General features: G+C 63.9%; 17 protein-coding genes. 8 read left to right on the top strand and 9 right to left on the bottom strand.

Annotated elements, in window-relative coordinates:
• Positions 1-7 precede the first annotated feature (7 nt).
• On the bottom strand, positions 8-1723 hold the full coding sequence (locus ACPPVR_RS09865) for a phospholipase C (protein ID WP_426614036.1): 1716 nt from the start codon (positions 1721-1723) through the stop codon (positions 8-10).
• A 293-nt stretch (positions 1724-2016) separates the two neighbouring features.
• Here ACPPVR_RS09865 and ACPPVR_RS09860 point away from each other — a divergent pair, with 293 nt between their 5' ends.
• Positions 2017-3123, top strand: a complete 1107-nt coding sequence (locus ACPPVR_RS09860) for an alpha/beta fold hydrolase (protein ID WP_426614035.1) — start codon at positions 2017-2019, stop codon at positions 3121-3123.
• A gap of 56 nt (positions 3124-3179) precedes the next feature.
• Positions 3180-4337, top strand: coding sequence for a beta-propeller fold lactonase family protein (locus ACPPVR_RS09855; RefSeq protein WP_426614034.1), 1158 nt, complete (start codon positions 3180-3182; stop codon positions 4335-4337).
• A gap of 36 nt (positions 4338-4373) precedes the next feature.
• Here the strand turns inward: ACPPVR_RS09855 and ACPPVR_RS09850 are convergent, their stop codons facing one another.
• Positions 4374-5165 (bottom strand): ABC transporter substrate-binding protein, encoded by a 792-nt coding sequence (locus tag ACPPVR_RS09850; RefSeq protein ID WP_426614033.1) that lies wholly within the window; start codon positions 5163-5165, stop codon positions 4374-4376.
• A 257-nt stretch (positions 5166-5422) separates the two neighbouring features.
• Here ACPPVR_RS09850 and ACPPVR_RS09845 point away from each other — a divergent pair, with 257 nt between their 5' ends.
• Together ACPPVR_RS09845 and ACPPVR_RS09840 are read left to right on the top strand one after the other, a co-directional pair.
• Positions 5423-6616 carry an efflux RND transporter periplasmic adaptor subunit gene (locus ACPPVR_RS09845; RefSeq protein ID WP_426614032.1) on the top strand — a complete coding sequence of 398 codons (1194 nt, stop codon included), beginning with the start codon at positions 5423-5425 and terminating at the stop codon, positions 6614-6616.
• 37 nt (positions 6617-6653) lie between these two features.
• Complete coding sequence (locus ACPPVR_RS09840) at positions 6654-9812, top strand: efflux RND transporter permease subunit (protein WP_426614031.1); 3159 nt, start codon at positions 6654-6656, stop codon at positions 9810-9812.
• A gap of 3 nt (positions 9813-9815) precedes the next feature.
• On the opposite strand, the gene ACPPVR_RS09835 is transcribed toward ACPPVR_RS09840, so the two are convergent.
• The gene (locus ACPPVR_RS09835; protein ID WP_426614030.1) at positions 9816-11789 is read right to left on the bottom strand and encodes a potassium transporter Kup; all 1974 of its coding nucleotides are present in this window, start codon (positions 11787-11789) and stop codon (positions 9816-9818) included.
• Between the two features lie 354 nt (positions 11790-12143).
• Positions 12144-13316: an MFS transporter gene (locus ACPPVR_RS09830; RefSeq protein WP_426614029.1), complete on the bottom strand. Its 1173-nt coding sequence runs from the start codon at positions 13314-13316 to the stop codon at positions 12144-12146.
• A gap of 59 nt (positions 13317-13375) precedes the next feature.
• Here ACPPVR_RS09830 and ACPPVR_RS09825 point away from each other — a divergent pair, with 59 nt between their 5' ends.
• The 3 genes from ACPPVR_RS09825 to ACPPVR_RS09815 all read left to right on the top strand — a co-directional run bounded on the left by ACPPVR_RS09825 (position 13376) and on the right by ACPPVR_RS09815 (position 17502).
• Entirely contained in the window at positions 13376-14176 is an 801-nt protein-coding gene (locus ACPPVR_RS09825; protein ID WP_426614028.1) for an AraC family transcriptional regulator, read from the top strand.
• 261 nt (positions 14177-14437) lie between these two features.
• Positions 14438-15787: a malonyl-CoA decarboxylase gene (locus tag ACPPVR_RS09820; RefSeq protein ID WP_426614027.1), complete on the top strand. Its 1350-nt coding sequence runs from the start codon at positions 14438-14440 to the stop codon at positions 15785-15787.
• A 266-nt stretch (positions 15788-16053) separates the two neighbouring features.
• Positions 16054-17502, top strand: a complete 1449-nt coding sequence (locus tag ACPPVR_RS09815; protein WP_426614026.1) for an MmgE/PrpD family protein — start codon at positions 16054-16056, stop codon at positions 17500-17502.
• 151 nt (positions 17503-17653) lie between these two features.
• Here the strand turns inward: ACPPVR_RS09815 and tarD are convergent, their stop codons facing one another.
• From tarD to ACPPVR_RS09790, 5 genes are all read right to left on the bottom strand, one after another.
• Positions 17654-18823 carry a D(-)-tartrate dehydratase gene (tarD, locus tag ACPPVR_RS09810; RefSeq protein ID WP_426614025.1) on the bottom strand — a complete coding sequence of 390 codons (1170 nt, stop codon included), beginning with the start codon at positions 18821-18823 and terminating at the stop codon, positions 17654-17656.
• 122 nt (positions 18824-18945) lie between these two features.
• Positions 18946-19203, bottom strand: coding sequence for a DUF3297 family protein (locus ACPPVR_RS09805; protein WP_426614024.1), 258 nt, complete (start codon positions 19201-19203; stop codon positions 18946-18948).
• On the bottom strand, positions 19200-19676 hold the full coding sequence (locus ACPPVR_RS09800) for a glutathione peroxidase (RefSeq protein WP_426614023.1): 477 nt from the start codon (positions 19674-19676) through the stop codon (positions 19200-19202). Before ACPPVR_RS09800 ends, ACPPVR_RS09805 begins: the two co-directional genes overlap by 4 nt.
• A gap of 2 nt (positions 19677-19678) precedes the next feature.
• The gene (locus ACPPVR_RS09795) at positions 19679-21079 is read right to left on the bottom strand and encodes an amidase family protein (RefSeq protein WP_426614022.1); all 1401 of its coding nucleotides are present in this window, start codon (positions 21077-21079) and stop codon (positions 19679-19681) included.
• A gap of 181 nt (positions 21080-21260) precedes the next feature.
• Entirely contained in the window at positions 21261-21518 is a 258-nt protein-coding gene (locus ACPPVR_RS09790) for a DUF6894 family protein (RefSeq protein ID WP_426614021.1), read from the bottom strand.
• 245 nt (positions 21519-21763) lie between these two features.
• On the opposite strand from ACPPVR_RS09790, the gene pqqA reads away from it, so the two are divergent.
• Complete coding sequence (gene pqqA / locus ACPPVR_RS09785) at positions 21764-21844, top strand: pyrroloquinoline quinone precursor peptide PqqA (protein WP_045002119.1); 81 nt, start codon at positions 21764-21766, stop codon at positions 21842-21844.
• The last annotated feature ends 125 nt before the right edge of the window (positions 21845-21969 follow it).

The raw sequence follows: 21969 nt of genomic DNA, 5'->3' as shown, positions 1-21969 counted from the left end.
TGTCGGACTAGTGGTGATGATGCTCGTCCGGCGGGCTGACGATAACCGTGCCGGCGGTCGGATCGAGGAACAGCGCGTCGGTGCGGAAGTCGTGGCTGTGGTCCTGATCGAAGTCGAACAGTTCCGCGATCGATCCGGTCGAGGCATCGAACGAACCGCCGCCCAGACGCTTGCCGCGCAGCCAGTTGTCCTCGATGAACCGCACCACTGAGGCCTGAGAGATATAGGTGTGGCCGACGAAGTTCGTCTTGGCGTAGGGCGAGACCACGATGAAGGGCACGCGGGTGCCCGGACCGCAACGGCCGTTCACCGGCTGGCCGCTGAGGCCCTTCGGCGCCGGCTGCTTCTGCGGACCGAGGCCGCACAGGCCCGGGCCGTTGACCTGATCGGCGGTCGGATCGTAGGAGGCGTTCTTCGGCGCGAGGTACTGGTGGTCGTACCAGCCGTCGGAGTCGTCATAAGTGATGATGACGGCGGTCTCGCGCCACTCCGGCTGCTTCTGGAGGAAGTTGATCAGCTCGACATTGCCGGCCTGCTCGTCGAGCGGGTCGGAGTTGCCGGGATGACCGTCCTGGAAGGCCGGCATCTTGATGTAGGAGACGGCCGGGAGATGGCCGGCCTTCACCGCCGCGTAGAAATCCTCGAGATCGTAGGCGTGATTGGCCGGATCGAGGGTCTTATGGTCATCCGCATAGGTATGGCCGATCGCATGCACCGAGCTCGGCCGCGCATGGGTCGGGTTGGCGGTCGACTTGTAGTACTGGAACCAGGCGTGGTGCGGGATGTAATCGACGATGGTGCCGTTCACATTGCCCGAGAAGGTGCTGCGCACGCAACCGGTGGTACCGTTGGTGTTCTTGAGCGTGGTATCGAAACCACCCATGAAGCTGCCCCAGCTGATGTGCTCGTCGTTGAGCAGGTCGCCGATGTTCTTGCTGGTCATCAGCACGGTGCTGGTCGTGCTCGAGCAGGAATCGTAGGCCGGATCGGTGTCGCCGATCAGCGTCAGGCCGCCCTGGCCGTCGGCGATCGACGATGTGTTGCCGACGATGTTCTGCGCGCCATTGGTCTGACCGGAAACCACCGAGAGCGCGCCCTGCGTCGACGGGCCGAAAGTGTCGGTCCAGTGGTTGTCGCTCATGGCGAAGTGCTGCGCGTAGTTCCAGAACGCGGTGACGGTGTTGCCGTCGAAATAGCCCATCACCTGCCCGTTGGTGCCGAACGCGCCGGCGCCGCCGGCAGTGCCGCGGCCGGTGAATTTCGGGAACAGGTCTTCCTTGCCGTTGTCGACGGCCTGCTGCTCGGGCGTATAGGCGTGGTTCTGCGAACGCGTATTGGCCTGGGTGCGGTCGAGACGGAACGGATCCGTCGCGCCGGTGCCGTTGGCGGCGTTGTTGTTCGGATTGTTGACCAGCAGATTGGCGTTGGCGAGGTTGTTGACCTTCGGCGTATGCGGCTTCGGCACGAAGGGGATCGCGCCGGACGGATTGGCCGCGTTCGGATAGGTCGCGAAGTAATGATCGAACGAGCGGTTCTCGTTGAAGATGATCACGAGATGCTTGATCGGCGTCTCGGTGTGGATCTCATGCGGATGGCGATCATGATCGCGATCGTGGTCATGATCCCGGTCCCGACCGAAATCGTCTGCGAGAACCGGCATGGCACACGCAAGTGCAGTCGCGGCCGCGAAAATCGCAGCCGTCGTCAAAAATTTAGATTTCATCTCTGTTTGCCCCGGAAGGAATGACGCGGGAACCCTAGCGATCACGAGTGACAAAGCTGTGTCAGTTTGACGCAAGAGACACTTTGCGCGGTTGTTCGGACAAAATTTTCCACAGGCCCGTTTTGCCGGAGATTCTCGCCACACCGCGACCTCGAGCCGAGCGCGATCCAGATCGCGGCAACCTCGTTTATTCCCTGACCAAGAACAAAAATCGTGGCGTTCAAATCGTTGCGGAAATCGTCCGATTGCTTTTAGCTAAGCAAAACAAAGATATGTCGCTATGGGGGGCAATCATGAAAAACATCATCCGCGTGGCCGCCTTGAGCCTTTTGATGTCTGCGCCGGTCGCGGCACACACACCTCAACAGCCGCCTCACCAGCTCTACAGCGAGGGAGACCTCGCGCTGGAAAGCGGTGAAGTGATCAAGGATTTCTCGATCTCCTATGTGACCCACGGCACGCTGAACGCCGAGAAATCCAACGCCATCCTGATGGTGACGGCGATCTCGGGAAATCATCACCGGATCGATTTCATGATCGGCCCCGGCAAGGCACTCGACCCGGACAAGTACTTCATCATCTGCACCGACGCGATCGGGAACGGTCTGACGACCTCGCCGAGCAATTCCAAGGCGCAGCCGCGCATGCAATTCCCGAAATTCACGATCCGCGACATGGTCGAGTCGCAACACCGCCTGGTGAAGGAGAAGTTCGGCGTCGTGCATCTGGTCGCCGTGATCGGTCCGTCGATGGGCGGCATGCAGACGCTGCAATGGGGCGTCAGCCATCCGGACGATATGGATGCACTGGTGGCCATGGTCCCGCTCGCCAAGACGCCGGCCTGGAGCGTGGCGGTGGTCGAAGCCTCGCGAAAGGCGATCATGACCGATGCCGCGTGGAACGGCGGAAACTATGATGCGCCGCCCGAAAAGGGCGTCCGCCTCTGGCGCGACATTCTCAATCTGCTCGCGGCGCGCACGCCGGACATGTATCAGGCGCAGTTCAAGAACGGCATGGACGCGCTGCCCTGGATGAAGGAGCAGGAGGACGCAGCATTGAAGGCGTTCGACGCCAACGACTGGATCTACCAGACCTGGGCCTATGAACGTCACGACGTCGGCACCTCTCCCGGGTTCAACGGCGATACCGCGAAGGCGCTGGCCTCGATAAAGGCCAGGACCCTGATTCTGACTGGCACCAAGGACCTGCTCAATCCGGAGTTCGAACCGACCGAGATGGGCAAGAACATCCGCGACGTGAAGATGGAAACGATCAGCCCTGGCACCGTCACCGGCCACGCCTCGGCCGGCGGGTTCAATGCGGCGGACGTCGAGTTCCTGAATCGCGAGGTCCGCGGCTTCCTGCAAGATATCGGTGGCCGCGCGAAGCCCGCGAACTAATGTTACAGTCTGATCAGGCGAGGCCCGAAAGAGGTCCGCCAAAATGGGAGGCTTATATGAGAGCACGTCACATCGCTTCGGCCCTGGTTGCAACGACGCTCGCCGGCCTTGCGGCCTCAACGAGCCATGCCGAGATCGTCGTCACCGCCAATGACGGCAAGATGGCGCTGGAGAACGGCAACGCCGTGGTGCGCAAGCAACCGCTGCCGGACACAGTCAGCGTGATCGATTTCACCGACGGCCAGCTAAAACTGCTCGCCGAGATACCGGCCCCGGCCAGCGTCGTCGGCCCGCCGCCAAGCGTGGCGATCGCGCCGGATGGTGCGTATGCGCTCGTGACGGGCGCCATGAAGGTCGATCCGGCCGATGCGACCAAGACGGTGCCCGATGACAAGCTCTCGGTCATCGACCTGAAATCGTCGCCGCCCAAGGTGCTCGCGACGCTCCAGGCCGGCGCAGGCGCTGCCGGCGTCTCGATCAACCGTACAGCGACGCTGGCGCTGGTTGCCAACCGGAGTGAAGGCACGGTCTCGGTCTTCACGATCAGCGGCAACAATCTGACGCCGGCGGGCAAAATCCAGCTCGGCGACGCCAAGTCAGGTCCGAGCCACGCCGTCTTCTCTTACGACGGCGCGACTGCCCTTGTCACCCGCGACGGAGACAGCCGGATCTCGCTGCTGACGGTGGACGGCAGCAAGGTCGAATACGCCAAGCGCGACCTCTATTCCGGTGTGCGCCCCTACGACATCGATCTCACCGGGAGCGCCACCGCGATCGTCGGCAATGTCGGCGCCAGCGGCGGCGACACGGATACGATCAGCCTGATCGACATGACCGCAAAACCGATCCACGTCGTCAACACGGTCAGCGTCGGGCAGACGCCCGAGGGCGTGAAAATGTCGCCGGACGGCAACTACGTCGCCGTGACCGTCATGAACGGCTCGAACAAGCCGTCGGCCTCGCCGTTCTTCAACGATTTTGGCCTGTTGAAGGTCTACAAGATTTCCGGCACCGAGCTCGCGCCGGTGGCGGAGGCGAAGATCGGCCATTGGTGCCAGGGCATGGTGTGGTCGAAGGACTCCAAATACCTCGTCGCACAGTGCATGGTCGAGAGCGAGCTCATTGCGTTCTCGTTCGACGGCAAGACACTGAACAAAACCGCCACGCTCAAGATGCAGGTGAGCCCCGCGGGGATTCGCACCGCGGAGCCATAGGCCGGGGCGCGGCGCGGCCATCCTGCGCCGCGCGTCTTATTCGGTGCGGATCGGCGCATCCTTCAGACCGTTATTGTCATAGGCCTTGCGCAACGTGCCGTTCGTCACGGCCTCGTTCATGAACTTCGCGACGAAGGTCAGCGACTGCTGATGGCCGAGCGGGACGGCGACGGCAGTCACGGTCTTCTTGAAGGTCTCATCCAGCACGCGCGTGCCCGGGAGCTTCTGCGCCATCTTGTTGAGCTGGTCGCGCGACAGCGCGAAGGCGTCGATCTCGCCGCTTTTCAACAGACCGAATATTTCATCGTATGTCTGGTAGCCCGTGACTTTCGCGTTCGTCAGATGCGCGACGGCGCCGCGCATGGTGGTGGTGGCGTTGACGGCCGCAACCTTGATGCCGGGCTGGTCGAGGGTGGCAAAATTAGTGACGGTCGAACCGGCCTTGACGATATAGGTAGCATCCGCGACCTCGTAGATCGGGCCGAACATCATCTTGGTCTCGCGCTCGGGATCCTTGGGCAGCCAGGTGACATCCCAGGTGCCCTTGCCCGCCGCGTCGGTGATCTGTCCGGAATTCTGGTGCACGACATATTCGACGGGGACGCCGAGCTGGGCGGCCATTTCCTTGCCGAGATCGACGGGAACGCCGGCATAGCCGGCTTCGGTCTTGGTCGACCAGAAAGCGCCGCCCGCCGGGCTGCTCGCGATCGCGACCCGCAGCTTGCCGGTTGGCGCGATCTCGTCCTTCAGGCCATCAGCTAGCGCGGGCATGGCGACCGCCGCTGCGAGGACGAGGCCGGCGCAGGCCGACCAGAGTGGCGTTGGCATGTCATTTTCTCCTCACGTTTCTTCTTATGCTCTCTTCTTGTCTTGTTCATTCCGCCTGCCTCGCGCCCGTCACGCGGCCTTTGACACAATCCTGGTCGATCATGCGCTCCGTGAAAAGCGATTTGTCATGACAAACCGTCAAAGGCCATGCCGCCGTTTGCAGTGCAAGGATTGTGACTGCCATGGCTATGGTGTTCCACGGCCGCTCGTTTGTTGCTAGCCTGTCGCACCGACAGATAGCAATCGGAGGCCATCGAATGACCTGCGCGAATCTCGCTCGTCCCGCTCGACGCTACGGACAGTGGAGACATATCGGTCGGACACTGGCTGCAGCAGCAGCCGTGGTCGCGCTCGCCGGCTGCGAGGACAAGAACACCTTCGTGGCGCCCCCGCCGCCCAAGGTGGACGTCGCCACGCCGGTGCAGCGCGCCGTGACGCGCTATGTCGAGGCCACCGGCAACACCGCGCCGATCAGGAGCGTCGATCTCGTGGCGCGCGTGCAAGGCTTCCTGCAATCGATCGACTACACGGACGGCACCTTCGTCAAGCAGGGCACCCAGCTGTTCACGATCGAGCCTGAGACCTACAAGCTCAAGCTTGACCAGGCGCAGGCAGCAGAGGCCGGCGCACAGGCCTCGCTCCGGCAGGCGGAAGCCGACTACAAGCGGCAGGTCGATCTCGTCCAGCGCCAGGCAGTCTCGCAGGCGACGCTGGACACCTCGACATCGACCCGCGACAACGCCCAGGCCAATCTCCAGCAAGCGCAGGCCAACACCCGGCTTGCCGAGCTCAACTATAGTTACACCAAGGTGAGCGCGCCGTTCGACGGCATCGTCAGCGCTCACCTGGTCTCGATCGGCGAGCTCGTCGGCGTCGCATCGCCAACCCAGCTCGCGACCATCGTCGCGATGGACCCGATCTGGGTGAACTTCACCGTCAACGAACAGGACGTGTTGCGCATCCGCGCCGAAGCGCAGCGTCGCGGGCTGACCGCCGCTGACCTCAAGCAGTTTCCGATCCAGGTCGGCCTCCAGACCGAAACCGGTTATCCGCATGAAGGCCACCTCGATTATGTCGCGCCGACCCTCAACCAGGCGACCGGCACGCTCGCGGTGCGCGGCCTGGTCCCCAACGACAAGCGGGTTTTGCTGCCGGGCTATTTCGTCCGCGTCCGCGTCCCGTTCGACCAGGACAAGAATGCCCTCCTGGTCCCCGACACGGCGCTCGGCAGCGACCAGGGCGGCCGCTATCTCCTAGTGGTCAACAAGGACAGCGTGGTCGAGCAGCGCAAGGTACAGATCGGCACCGTGGACAACGGCCTGCGCGTGATCGAGGGCGGCCTGACGCCGGACGACCGCGTCGTGACCGCGGGCCTGCTGCGGGTGATTCCGGGCCAGAAGATCGACCCGCAACTGACCAAGATCGAACAGCCTCAGGCCTCTGCCAAGTGATCTGCCAAACGATCTGCCAAGTGAGGGGCCGCCGGTCATGATCTCAAAATTCTTCATCGAGCGGCCGGTGCTCTCGAACGTCATCGCGCTCCTGATGATCCTGATCGGCGGCGTGTCGCTGTTCAATCTCGCGATCGCGCAATATCCGGACGTGGTGCCGCCGACCGTGCAGGTCACCACCCGCTATCCCGGCGCTAGCGCCAAGACCGTGATCGACACGGTTGCCTTGCCGATAGAACAACAGGTCAACGGCGTCGAGGACATGCTCTACATGCAGTCCTTCAGCGCCTCCGACGGCACCTATACGCTGACCGTGACCTTCAAGATCGGCACCGACCTCAACTTCGCGCAGGTGCTGGTGCAGAACCGCGTCTCCAGCGCACTATCGCAACTGCCGGCCTCGGTGCAGAACCAGGGCGTCACCGTCCAGAAGAAGTCGACCTCGATCCTGCTGTTCGTCACGCTGACCTCGCCGGACTCCCGGTTCGACAGCCTCTTTTTGAGCAACTACGCGACCATCAACCTTCGCGACGAGCTGTCACGTTTGCCCGGCGTCGGCAACGTCACGGTGTTTGGCGCCGGCCAATATTCGATGCGGGTCTGGCTCGATCCGAACAAGCTCCAGGCGCGCGCATTGATGCCGCAGGACGTCATCCAGGCGATCCAGCAGCAGAGCCAGCAGATCTCCGCCGGCCAGGTCGGCGCGCCGCCGACACCGCCGGGCCAAGCGTTCCAGTACACGCTCAACGTCAACGGCCGACTCGAAGACACCAGCCAGTTCGAGAACATCATCGTCAAGACCGGCACCAGCGGCGACGTCACCCGGGTGCGCGACGTCGGCTGGGTCGAGCTGGGAGCACAGACCTACAGCCAGATCTTCTCGCTGAACAAGCAGCCCTCGGTCGGCATCGGCGTATTCCAGTCGCCCGGCGCCAACGCGCTCCAGGTCGAGCAGGCTGTCGAGAAGAAGATGGTGGAGCTCGCCAAGCGATTCCCGGAAGGCGTCAGATACGACACGCCGTTCGATACCACCAAATTCGTCGAGGCCTCGGTGCACGAGGTCTACATGACGCTGATCGAGGCTGGCCTGCTGGTGCTGGTCGTGATTTTGGTGTTCCTCCAGGACTGGCGCGCGATGCTGGTGCCTGCGACGACGGTGCCGGTGACCATCATCGGCGCCTTCGCTGCGATGGCGGCGCTCGGCTTCACCATCAACATGTCGACGCTGTTTGCGATCGTGCTCGCGATCGGCATCGTCGTCGACGACGCCATCGTCGTGGTCGAGGGCGCCGCCCACAATATCGAGCAGGGCATGAACGGCCATGACGCCGCGATCAAGGCGATGGACCAGCTGTTTGCGCCGATCGTCGGCATCACGCTGGTGCTGATCTCGGTGTTTCTGCCAGCATCGTTCCTCGCCGGCCTGACGGGCCGCATCTATTCGCAATTCGCGCTGGTGATCGCGGCAACCGCGCTTTTGTCCGCCATCAACGCCGCGACCTTGAAGCCGACGCAGTGCGCGCTGTGGCTGCGGCCGACGGTGCCGCCGGAGCAGCGCAATTTCTTCTACCGTGGCTTCAACGCCGTCTACAACCGGGTCGAGCGGGGCTATATCCGGCTGATCGGCGTGCTGTGCAGGAACAGCACGATCTCGGTCGCGATCGCCCTGGTGCTGATCGGGATCGGCGGCTACGGCCTGTCGCGGGTGCCGACCGGCTTCCTGCCGATCGAGGACCAGGGCTATCTGATCGCCGCCGTGCAGCTGCCCGACGGCGCCTCGCTCGAACGAACCCAGAAGGTGCTCGACAGGGCCAGCGAGCTCATCAAGGCGACGCCGGGCGTTGCCCAGGTCATCACCATCGCCGGCATCTCCGCGCTCGACAGCAGCGCGAGCCTTGCCAATGCCGGCGTCGCCTACATCATTCTGAAGGACTGGGGGGCGCGCAAAGGCCCCGGCGAGGATCTACGCTCGCTGGTGTACGGGCTGAACGACAAGGTCGCGACCATCATGGAGGCGCGCACGCTGGTGCTGCCGCCGCCGCCGATCCAGGGCATCGGCAACGCCGCCGGCTTCTCGATGCAGGTTGAGCTGCGCGACGGCAACAGCGATTTCGCCAAGCTGCAAGCCATCACCGGCGCGATGGTCTCCAATGCCCAGAGCCAGAGCGCGCTCCAGCGCGTGTCGTCGTCGTTCCGCTCTTCGGTGCCGCAGTTCAACGTCGAGATCGACCGCGTCAAGACCCAGACCCTGCACGTGACGACGGACCAGGTGTTCTCTGCGCTATCGACCTATCTCGGCTCGTCCTACGTCAACCAGTTCAACAAATTCGGCCGCGTGTTCCAGGTCTATACCCAGGCCGACCCAGCGTTCCGCGTCACCGAGCGCGACATCGCCAACATGCAGGTGCGCAACCAGGACGGCAACATGGTCCCGATCGGCACCGTCGCCACGATCACGCCGGTCACCGGACCATCGCTGATCAGCCTCTACAATCTCTATCCGTCGTCGACCATCGTCGGCCTGCCGGCGCAGGGCTATTCGTCCGGCCAGTCGCTGCAGCTGATGGAGCAAATCGCGGACAAGACACTGCCGCCGGGCACCGGCTTTGAATGGACCGCGATGTCGTATCAGGAGAAGGCGGTCTCCAACCAGATCTACTGGGTGTTCGGGCTCGCCATGCTGCTGGTCTATCTTGTGCTCGCCGGCCAGTACGAGAGCTGGTACGCGCCGATCTCGGTGATTTTGGCGGTGCCGTTGTCGCTGATCGGACCGATGCTGGTCCTCAACGGCTTGAAGATCGACAACAACCTCTATTGCCAGATCGGCCTGATCCTCTTGATCGCGCTGTCGGCCAAGAACGCCATCCTGATCGTCGAGGTCGGGCTCGAGCTGCACGGCCGCGACGGCAAGCCGGTGCTGGAATCCGCGATCGAGGCCGCGCGCGCCCGCTTCCGTCCGATCCTAATGACCTCGTTCGCCTTCATCCTCGGCGTGGTGCCGCTGGTGATCGCCACCGGCGCCGGCGCCAGCGCCCGCAAATCGATCGGCATCACGGTATTCTCCGGCATGCTGGCCTCGACCTGCCTCGCGGTGCTGTTCGTGCCGGCCTTCTTCGTGGTGGTGCAGCGCTTCGAGAACTGGCTCGCCTCCAGCAAGAAGCCGGCGGCAAAGCCCGCGACGCAGACGGAAGCCTGATCCTCAGACATCGACGCGGAAGCCGACCTCGATCACCGCGTCGTGGGGAATCTTGAAGAAGTCGGGCGCGCGGCTGGCGATCCGGTTGAGGAACGAGAAGATGCCGAACGAGACTGGATCGATCGCCGACCCGGTCTCGCGGCGGACGATGGTCTCATGCGCGAGGTAGTAATTCTTGTGCTCGAGATCGGCGTCGAAGCCGAGCTTGTTGCAATTGTCGAGCGTCAGCGGAATGTCCGGCGTCTGCATGAAGCCGAGCCGGACCTGGATGCGATAGAAGCCGCGGCCGAGGCGATGCACCGAATGGCGCTCGCCGAACGGCACGCGCGGCCGGCGATCGGAAACGTAAGTCAGCAGCACCACGGTCTCGTGCAGCACGCGGTTGTGCTCGATATGACGTAGCAGCATCGGCGAGACGCCATGCTCGACTTTTGTCAGCCACACGCCCATGCCGGGCGCACGGCCGATCACTGCGGTGTCGGCGTAGCCGAGAAATGCATTCAGCGGCATCGACATGTCGTCGAGGCGCTGCCGCACTGTGGACGAGCCCCTGCGCCAGGACAGCATCAGCGCGGCGATGACCGTGCCGACGACCAGCGGAAACCAGCCGCCCTCGACGATCTTGAGCGAGTTCGACACCAGGAACGTCGCATCGATCGCGCCGAAGATGAGGATCACCGGCAGCGCCAGCCTGCGCGACCATTTCCAGCGCGTCCGCGCCACGTGATAGAGCAGGATGGTCGTGATCAGCATGGTGCCGGATACCGCGATGCCGTAGGCGGCGGCGAGGTTTTCCGACGAGCGGAACATGATCACCGTGAGCAGCGTGCCGGTCATCAAGAGCCAATTGGCGGCGGGCACGTAGATCTGGCCGGCTTCGTCATAGGAGGTCGGCGTGATCCGCGCCCGCGGCACCAGCCCCATCTGCATCGCCTGCCGTGTCAGCGAGAACACGCCGGAGATCAACGCCTGCGAGGCGATAACGGTGGCGAAGGTCGCCAGGATCACCATCGGGATCAGCGCCCAGCCAGGGGCGAGCTTGTAGAAGGGGTTGTCGGCGGCGGTGGGATCGGACAGCACCAGAGCGCCCTGCCCGAAATAATTCAGCATCAGCGCCGGCAGCACCAACGCGAACCAGGCGCGGCGAATCGCGGTGGCGCCGACATGGCCCATGTCGGCATAGAGCGCCTCGCCGCCGGTGAGCGCGAGAAAGACGGCGCCGATCACCACGAAGGAGATCTTTGGATCGGCGAGCAGGAAATGTCCAGCCGCCAGCGGATTGACGGCCAGCAGGATCGCCGGGGCCTTCCACACATTGACCGCACCGAGCATGGCGATCACGACGAACCACACGACCATGACCGGTCCGAACAGTTGCCCGATGATGCCGGTGCCATGGCGCTGGATCACGAACAGGGCGATCAGCACGGCCAGCGTCGCCGGCAGGATGAAGTGCTCGAAGTCGGGCGCCACCAGCTTCAGGCCCTCCATCGCCGACAGCACGGAGATCGCCGGCGTGATGACGCCGTCGCCATAGAGCAGCGAGGCGCCGATGACGCCGAGCAGGACCAGGATCGGAAGCTTTGTCCCGTTCGCGACCTTCCCGGCAGCGACGAGCGACAACAGCGCCAGAATGCCGCCCTCCCCGTCGTTGTCCGCCCGCAAAATGAACACGACGTATTTCAGGGCGACCATCGCGATCAGCGCCCAAAGAATGAGCGAGACGATGCCGGTCACTTCGGCCGCGACAGGCAGGGGGTGGCCGAGGCCGGAGAGCGCGACCTGGAAGGCATAGAGGGGACTGGTGCCGATGTCGCCGAACACGACACCGAGCGCCGTCAGCGCCAGAAACCAGGGGCTGCCGAGGTGATGGACAAACTTTGGGTGCTCGGTGGCTGCCGCAAGCGGATCGTAGACCACGCCGGTCGCGGCGCGATCGATCAGGCTCCGGACCGGGAGATCGGACGGCAGATCCATGCGGGCCTCGGTGAGAGGACAGATACCCGCAGGGAGGAAATGCAAGCGGCGTGCCGGGGGCGGACCGACAAAAAAGTCGAAAACAACCCCATGCACAGTAGAGATGCGGTTGAAAACGCGCGAGAAATTTCGGACTTGCCGAAGCGACTTGCTCCGTCGGGCAAAACACTGGCAGAATGGCATTGTGGGCGGGCCGTGAGCGGAGTGGCGCTACATGCCTCCGCCGCCAACCCCATTCTCCGCCATTGCGAGCGCAGCGAAGCAATCCAGACTGCCGCCGTGGAAATATTCTGGATTGCTTCGCTGCGCTCGCAATGACGATGGGGCGCGAGCTGGCGGCCTCACGTCAACCGGTCACACCGCCTGTGGCGTCCTGGTCTCGCGCGGCAGGATGATCGCGGCGGCGATCGCCAGCAGGCAGAGGGCGGCGAAGGCGTGCAGCATGGTGACGAAGCCGCCCTGCTCGTAGAGCCAGGCGACGAGGCCGACCGACGCACCGGCTGCGGTGAAGCCGACGAAATAGCGCACGGCATAGGCGCGCGAGCGCCATTCTTCGGATGTGTACTTGCCGACCATGGCGTCGTTGACCGTGACCTGCCCGAACGCACCCATCACGATGCCGATCGAGACCAATATCAGCGGCAGATTGGACAGGCTCGCGGCGAGATACAAAAACGGCGCCAGCATGAAGGACAGCGGCAGCGCCACCGTCTTCAGGGAATAGCGGTCGAGCAGCCGGCCGATCGTGTACTGCGTCATTGCGCCGAACACGTAGACGCAGGCGGCGATGACGCCGAGCATCGCCGGGCTTTTCGTCAGATCCGCGAGCCGCTCCGCGAACAACTTTGGCAGCGCGACGGTGACGGCATTGAACGTTGTGGAGATCGCGATGACCACGATCAGGAGCGACAGGATCACGCGCCACATGTCCTGCTTGGCGACGCGTGCCTGCGCCGCCGCCTGTTTCGAGCCCTTGCGGTCTTCGTGCACGACCATCATCGCAAACGCGATGCCGATCAGGATGGTGACCACGCCCGGGACGATGAAGGCGAGGCGCCATCCGAAGTATTGCCCGACCACGCCGGTGACCAGCGCCGAGGAGGCAACGCCGAGATTGCCCCAGACGCCGTTCAGCCCCATCTCGCGACCAAGCTTGTCGGCATAAGAGACGATCATCGCGGTTCCGACGGGGTGGTAGATCGAGGCGAAGATGCCGATCGCAAACAGCGCCGCGCCAAGCTGCGGCGGCGTCTGCACGAAGCCGACCGAGATCATGGCAAGCCCGATGCCGATGAAGAAGATCAGCATCATGTGGCGACGGCTCCAGCGATCCCCGAGCCAGCCCGTGAGCAGCGAGCCGGCGCCGAAGGCAATGAAGCCGGGCGTCGCGTAAGGCAAAAGCTCCGAATAGGCCATGCCAAGCGCCGGCCCCATGATGATCACGGCGGCGGCGAAGATCAGCATCGCATAATGGTCGATGAAATGGCCTGCGTTGACGAAACTGATGACCCGGCTGGGGCTGTTCATACGAATCCTCTCTTGCTCGAAAATGAGTTATATGTCCTGGGCATGACGGGATGCTGCCAATGACTGTCTTGGAAACGCCAATCCTTAGGGAGGTCCGGGGTAACCACCGCTCGACCGCGGGCGTGCACCTGGTCGCGCGCGACTATCCCAAGGCCATGCGGATCGATCCGCACCTACACCGCGAGGCGCAGCTGATCTATGCCGCCAAGGGCACCATGCAGGTGACCACGCCCAAGGGCCGCTGGCTGGTGCCGCCGGACCGCGCGGTCTGGGTCCCGGCCGGGCTCGAACATGCCATCGATCTGCTTGCCGACATCGAGATGCGTACGCTGTATTTCGACCTGCCCTGGCTGAAGCGCGAGCAGCGCTACGAGGGCCTGACCAAGGAATTCGTGGTGCGGGTGTCGCCGCTGCTCAATCAGGCGATCCTCGCTTTGTTCGACGCCCGCAACACGGAAGAGCGCACCGAGCTGCTGGTCCGGCTGGTGATGCTGGAATTGCACCAGGCCGAGGATTCCGCGACCTTCGTGCCGCTGCCGCACGAGCCGCGCTGCCGGCGCGCCGCGATGATCGTGCTCGACGATCCCACCGGCCTGCACGACATCGACACTCTGGCGCGAGAGGTCGGAACCTCCGCGCGGACGCTGTCGCGATTGTTCTCTGCCGAGACGCAGCTGAGCTTCAAGAGCTGGTGCCAGCACGCAAGGGTTGCAGCGGCGATCCAGCGGTTGTCCACGGATGCGGGGGTGTCGGTCAAGCAGCTCGCCACCCAGCTTGGGTACGCCAGCGTGCCGGCTTTTTCGGCGGCGTTCCGGCAGGTGACGGGACGGACGCCGACGGAGTTTGCGAGGAAGGGGTAACTCCACCTCGTCATTGCTGTGCACAGCGAAGCAATCCAGAATCCTTCCGCGGCGGCAGTCTGGATTGCTTCACTGCGCTCGCAATGGCGGCGTGCGAGGCAGCCGCCTCGTTCTCCAAATGCCACTGGTGGGGCATGACAGCTTTGTTGGAGCGCATGGCCCAGCTGAAGTTGCAAAATTCCTCCGCTCGATTGTGATCGGCTTCCGCCCAAATCCCGTGTAAGATTGCGCACTGCACAAACCCGGATTCGAAAAGCCCAGATGGCCAACGCCTTCTTCTCCGACCTGCTCGCCACCATCTCCGAACGCGGCCGCACGCTGCTTCGCCGCGATTCTGCCGATACCAAACAGGACGCCGACGGGCTGATCGAGCTCTGCGGCGCGCTGCTGTCGGGCCGAGGCGAAGCCTCCGGTACAGCCATGGCGCGCGAAGTGCTTGACGTCTACCAGGAACTGGATGAGGCCGGACGCCGCGCCTTCTTCGAGGCGCTGGTGCGCGATTTCGGCCCGGACCGGGAACGGCTGGCACAGGCGATCGAGAAATGGCGCACGAAGCCGGCCGACGAGGACGCCAGCGCTCTGCACTTCGCATCGGAACCACGGCGGCAGGAACTGATCCGGCGTCTCAACCGCGCGCCCGGCGGCACCGGCGATCTCGTCAGCATGCGCGCCGATCTGCTCGGCATGATGAACGGACACACCGACCTCGCCGCGCTCGACCGCGACGTCTCCCATCTCCTCTCTTCGTGGTTCAACAGGGGGTTTCTCGTGCTCCGCCGGATTGACTGGTCGACCCCGGCCAACATCCTCGAAAAAATCATTCGCTATGAAGCCGTGCACGAGATCAGCGACTGGGACGACCTGCGCCGCCGCATCGATCCGGTCGACCGCCGCTGCTACGCCTTCTTCCATCCGGCGATGGTCGACGAACCCCTGATCTTCGTCGAGGTAGCGCTGACCGAGACGATTCCCGGCGCGATCGCGCCGCTGCTCACGGTCGACCGCCAGTACCTGCCGATCGAGAAAGCGCGCACTGCCGTGTTCTATTCGATCTCCAACACCCAGCGCGGCCTTGGCGGCATCTCCTTCGGCAGCTTCCTGATCAAGCAGGTGGTCGAGGAGCTGAGGCGCGAGACGCCGAAGCTCGACACTTTCGTGACGCTGTCGCCGGTGCCGGGCTTCATGCACTGGGTGAACCAGGACAAGGACCTGCCGCTGTCGGACGAGGATCGCGAGATCCTGAAGCGTCTCGACGATCCCAAATGGTTCGAGAATCCCGAGACGACGACGCTGCTCCGCGGCGTGATCGAACCGCTCGCGGCGCACTACTTCCTGAAGGCGCGCACGCCGAAGGGCAAGCTGATCGACTCCGTCGCCCGCTTCCATCTCGGCAACGGCGCGAGGCTCGAACGCATCAACTGGCTCGGCGATCTCTCGCCGAAGGGCGTGCGGGAGTCCGCCGGCGTGATGGTCAACTATCTCTACCGCCTCGACGACATCGAGAAGAACCACGAAGCCTACGCCAATGACGGCGAGGTCGTGGCGTCCAGCGCGGTGAAGAAGCTGCTGAAGGGCGAAGGACGGCGGCTGCTGGACATGCGGCTGTCATAAGACACACGCTCGCTCCACATCGTCAATGCGAGCGCGGCGTCGAAAGGCTGACTCCCTCCGCCGTCATTGCGAGGAGCCCTTGCGACGAAGCAATCCAGACTGTCTCCTCGGAGAGAGACTGGATTGCTTCGCTGCGCTCGCAATGACGGAGGATGTGGCGACACCTCGGGCGCTTCTGGCCTCACCGTCGACGGCGGCTGCTGGACATGCGGCTGTCATAAGCGCTAGACGGTTCATCGGATTCCTGCACCAAAGAACGGGACACCATGAACCGACGTGATTTTTTCGGCTTGACCGCAGCGGCGGCTACCAGCTTCTCGCTCTCGCCTGCACGCAGTTTCGCGGAGGGATCCGGCTCCGGGCCGGAAATGACGGCGCTGTGCGACTACATGAGCGCGGCCAAAACCCGCGTGTTGCCGCCCGAAGTCGTCGAACAAGCAAAACACCACATTCTAGATACGCTGGCTTCGATGATCTCCGGATCGGAGCTGCCGCCCGGTCAGGCGGCGCAACGCTACATCCGTGCCAATGCCGCGCCGGGCACGGCCACCGTCGCCGGCACATCGCTCACCGCATCGCCGGTCGAGGCTGCGCTGGCCAACGGCGTCATGGCGCATGCGGATGAGACCGACGATTCTCACAGCCCATCGCGTTCGCATCCCGGCAGCTCGGTCGTTCCCGCAGCGCTTGCGCTCGGCGAACACCTCGGCATCGACGGCGCGCATTTCCTGCGCGCGGTGACGCTCGGCTACGACGTCGGCACGCGCGTGGTGATGGCGATGGGCGGCGCCGATTTCAGCTATGAGAGCGTGCTCAGCACGCACAGTATTTCCGGCACGTTTTGCGCGTCCGCTGCGGCCGCTTGCGTCGCCGGCTTCGATTCGCGCCGGATGCGCTGGGTGCTCGACTACGCCGCGCAGCAATCCTCCGGCTTTATCGTGTGGCGGCGCGACGTCGACCATATCGAGAAGGGTTTTGTCTTCGCCGGCATGCCGGCCCGCAACGGCGTGACGGCGGCGCTGCTGGTGCGATCGGACTGGAACGGCGTCGACGACGTGTTCTCGGGGCCGGACAATTACTTCCTGGCCTATGCGCCGAAGGCTGCGACCGGGAAGCTGGTGGAAAAGCTCGGCGAGCGTTACGAGATCGCAGGCACCGACATCAAGAAATGGACCGTGGGCTCGCCGATCCAGGGACCGCTGGACGCGGTCTATGCAATCCGCAGCAAGCAGGCGTTCGAGGCCGATCAGGTCAAGCGCGTGACGGTGCGGCTTGCCCCGTCGGTCGCCGAGGTCGTGGACAACCGCGACATCCCCGACATCTGCCTCCAGCACATGGTCGCCGTGATGCTGCTCGACAAGACCGCCTCCTTCCACGCCGCACACGACAAGCCGCGCATGCAGGATGCTGCAGTGCTGAAGGAACGCGCCAAGGTGAATCTGGTGCGCGACGAGGAGCTGGCAAAACTGTTGCCGGTGCGCGTCGCCATCGTCGAGATCGAGCTCGCCGACGGCCGCCACCTTTCCGAACGCGTCACCGCAGTCCGCGGCACCCCGCGCAACCCGATGACGCGGGACGAGGTCATCGACAAGGCACGGGATCTGATTGCGCCGGTGGTCGGCGGCGAGAAGGCGGCGCGGTTGATCAAGTCGGTGTATGAGATCGAGGCTGTGACGGATATCCGTAGCCTGAGGCCGCTGCTGCAACGGGCGTGAAAGTGGCGCGACATACGACTGCGTCAAGAGACGGCCTGCTCGCCCCGCATCGTCATTGCGAGCGCAGCGAAGCAATCCAGGCTGCGTCCGCGGAAAGACCCTGGATTGCTTCGCTGCGCTCGCAATGACGGAGCGTGTTGCCGCAGCCGAGCTACTCCGCCAGCGCCTTCATTTCCTTGTAGAGATCCGACTTGCCCTCGAAGCCGATGCCCGGAAGGTCAGGCATGGTGATGTGGCCGTTCTCGACACGGACGCCGTCGGGGAAACCGCCATAGGGCTGGAACAGATCCGGATAGCTCTCATTGCCGCCGAGGCCGAGGCCGGCTGCGATGTTGAGCGACATCTGGTGGCCGCCATGCGGGATGCAGCGGCTGGGTGACCAGCCGTAGGTCTTCAGCACGTCCAGCGTGCGCTGGTATTCGCAGAGGCCGTAGGACAGCGCGCAATCGAATTGCAGCCAGTCGCGGTCGGGCCGCATGCCGCCATAGCGGATCAGATTGCGGGCGTCCTGGTGGCTGAACAGGTTTTCGCCGGTCGCCATCGGGCCCGGATAGAACTCCGCGAGCGCGGCTTGCAGCGCGTAGTCGAGGGGATCGCCGACCTCCTCGTACCAGAACAGCGGATAGTCGCGCAGCATTTTTGCGTAGGCGATCCCGGTCTCGAGATCGAAGCGGCCGTTGGCGTCGACGGCGAGCTGGGCGTCCTTGCCGATCTCCTTCAGCACCGCCTCAATGCGGGTGCGGTCGTCTTCGATTCCCGCGCCGCCGATCTTCATCTTGACGACGTTGTAGCCGCGGTCGAGATAGCCGCGCATCTCGCCGCGCAGCGCCGAGAGGTGCTTGCCGGGATAGTAATAGCCGCCGGCGGCGTAGACGAACACGCGCGGATTGGCTGTGAGGCCGTGACGCTCAGCCAGCAGCCGAAACAGCGGCTTGCCCGCAATCTTCGCCACCGCATCCCACACCGCCATGTCGATGGTGCCGACCGCGACCGAGCGCTCGCCATGGCCGCCCGGCTTCTCGTTGGTCATCATCGCGCCCCAGATTTTGTCGGGGTCGAGATTGTCACCGGCTGCATTGAGCAGCGACTTCGGATCGGCTTCCAGGATGCGCGAGGCAAAGCGCTCGCGGATCAGGCCGCCCTGCCCGTAGCGGCCGTTGGAATTGAAGCCGTAGCCGACGACGCGCTTGCCGTCGCGCACCACGTCGGTGACGACGGCAACCAGGCTCGTCGTCATCTTGGTGAAGTCGATATAGGCGTTGCGGATCGGCGATGAGATCGGCTTGGTGATCTCGCGGACGTCGACGATGCGGACGGACATGGGGTTTCCTTTCGTCATTGCGAGCGAAGCGAGGCAATCCAGATTGTCACTGCGGAAATAGTCTGGATTGCTTCGTCGCAAGGGCTCCTCGCAATGACGAGGAGAAAGAGCGCGCGCAGCGCCTATTTCTTATCCCTGAAATACGGCTCGACCGGGCCGTGCACCTTGATGGTCAGCGGGTTGCCATGGCGATCCTTGGCATTGCCGGCGGTGACGCGGACCCAGCCTTCGCTGATGCAGTACTCTTCGACATTGGTCTTCTCGACGCCCTTGAAGCGGATGCCGACGTCGCGCGACAGGATATCCGCGTTGTAGAACGGGCTGTTCGGATTGACCGACAGGCGGTCCGGGAATTCGTCGCTCATGATTGTCTCGCTCATAACAGGGTCTCGATTTGCTGCCGCAATCCTTCGGGCCGTGCGGTCGGCGCATAGCGCGCGATCACTCGGCCGGCGCGATCCACCAGGAATTTTGTGAAATTCCATTTGATGGAGGCCCCTAACAGGCCGGATTGCTGGCGCTTCAGGTACTCATACAAAGGGTGCGCCTTGGCGCCGTTGACGTCGATCTTCGCGAACAGGGGAAAGGTGACGTCGTAATTGGTCGAGCAGAACGACTGGATCTCGCTCGCCTGCCCCGGCTCCTGCGCGCCGAACTGGTTGCAGGGAAAGCCCAGCACCGAGAAGCCGCGCGGCGACAGGTCGCGGTGCAGATCCTCGAGGCCGCGATATTGCGGTGTGAAGCCGCATTTGCTCGCGGTGTTGACGATCAGGAGCACCTGGCCCTCGAAATGGCGCAGGGCGATCTCGTCGCCGAGAAGCGAGTTGGCCTTGAATTCGTAGATCGCCGACATCGCTAACCCACCGGGTCGATCGGCGACGGCGGAACGCCGCCCGCCTCGATCGCCTCGCCTGCGAGCAGGCATAAATCCTCGCGATAGCGCGCGGACACGATATGCACGCCGACGGGGGCCTTGCCGACGAGACCGGTCGAGACCGCAAGGCCCGGCAGTCCCATGAAGGGAATGGCGATCTGCGGCAGCTGCGCCTCCCAAACGCGCTTGAAGGAGGCCTCGTCCTTGCGATCGAGATGATCCGGGAACGGCAATTCGCCGGAGACCGGCGTCAGCACTACCGCATATTGCTCGAAGAACAGCATCCAGTCGCGGGTCAGCGTGGCGCGGCGGGTCAGCGCCTTGGCGTAGTCGGCCTGGTCGAACGGCGTCACCTTGGCGCGGTTGCCGCGCAGGCAGGCGAGCGCGCCGGGATCGCCTTCGCGCTCGGCCATTTCGAGCTGCGCCTCGTAGCCGTCGCCAAGCCAGAGCTTGACCTGCCACTCGACCGCCTCGCGCATCGGCGGCGTGTTCTCGATCAGCTCGACGGTCCAGCCGGCGCGCTCCAGCCGCTTGCCGGCGTCGGTCACGGCCGCCTTTACCTCCGGCGTGGTCGCGAGCCCATCCGGGTTGAGGCAGACCGCGGCACGCTTCGGCCGCGCCGGGCCTTCCAGCGGCGCCGGCACATACCAGGGATCGCGCGCGTCGCGCGCCGACATCGCGGCGAGCGAAATCCGCAAATCATTGACGGTGCGTGCCAAGGGTCCCGACACCGCCATGATCTGCGGCCCGATCGGGCGCTCCGGCAGCACCGGGTTGAAGGCGGGGATGCGGCCGAGCGTCGGGCGCAGGCCGTGCACGCCACAGGCATAGGCGGGATAGCGGATCGAGCCGGCGATATCGGTGCCGTGGGCGATGTGGCCGATGCCGGCCGCGACCGCCGAGCCGGCGCCGCCGGACGAGCCGCCCGGGGTCAGCGAGGCGTCGCGGGGGTTCTTGGTGTCGCCATGGACCAGATTGGTGGTGAACCAGCGATAGGAGAAGGCCGGGCAATTGGTGCGTCCAAGGAGAACCGCGCCGGCTTTGCGGAAATTGGCGACCACCGGATTGTCCTCGCGCGCGACCAGGTCGCGCTGGAGTTTCAGGCCGTTGGTGGTGGCAAAGCCGGCCTGGTCGACATTGGCCTTGATGGTGACGGGCACGCCGGCCAGCACGCCGGGGTCCTCTCCCCTCGCGATGGCCGCATCGACGGCGTCGGCCTGCTTGAGCACGTCCTCCGGCCGGTGGTCGATCACCGCATTGAGCTGGGGATTGACCGCGTCGAGCCGGGCGAGGCCGGCCTTGGCGGCCTCCCTGGCGGACACCTTTTTGGCTTTGACGAGGGTGGCGAGGTCGGCAGCCGACAGGCGCCAGAGGTCTTGCATGGGTTGCTCCGTGTAACCGGCGTCTTTTAGCGCCGGGAACGCGGCAAAGCCATGCGGATTTCGCAAGGTTACGCCGTCATTGCGAGCGCAGCGAAGCAATCCAGACTGCCTGCACGGAGGCACTCTGGATTGCTTCGTCGCAAGAGCTCCTCGCAATGACGGGTGGAGGGAGCCGTGGCCCCTAATGCCGGGTCGCGGACTGGTCCGGCACGTCCAGAAGGGCCTCGGTGAAGGGGAATTCCAGCACGATCTCGCCTTCGAGGTCGGTGACCTCGATCACCGCTTCCATGAGCGCCGGCTGGGTCCCCTCGGATTTCAGCACCTCCAGGATCATCTGGCGGGCGACCTCCCAGGCACGATCAGGATTGCGCAGATCCTCGCCTTCGGGATCCACGATCAACTCCTTGCCGATACGGGTGTTGAAGAAATATTTGGGCATCACGAATTCCAATTGGGTCGCCTGTACCGGATTGAAAGCTGCATTGCACTCACAACTGCTTTATCAGGACAGTTCGCGACCGAATGCGCCAGGCGCAAGGCAGCGTCACCGAAACTGATGTTCCCCCATCATTTTTCGCGGCGCAACATGCTTTTATCGGGAAAATTTCACTGGCGAACTTTTCTGCCCGCATTAGTTTAACCTTTGGGCGGATACGTCCGAATTCTTGAAAATGGAGAGCCGAAATGGCCTGGAAAACCCCGAAGATCGTCGAAGTGCCCTGCGGCATGGAAATCAACATGTATGTGAGCGCCACCCGCAAGTAAGCGGTTGGTGAGTTCGCGTTCAGCGCAGGTGGCTCTCTCGGTCGAGTCCTTGTCCCTTTCGGTCACGATGCGTTTCCGAAAGACAGGATTTGTGTCGGCCTGAGAGTCACCTCGCGGCGTTCCCT

The organism is Bradyrhizobium sp. McL0616, assembly GCF_049993385.1.
GTDB lineage: Bacteria > Pseudomonadota > Alphaproteobacteria > Rhizobiales > Xanthobacteraceae > Bradyrhizobium.
The sequence above is the reverse complement of the archived record's forward strand: the minus strand, read 5'-3'. Positions and strand labels throughout refer to the sequence as shown.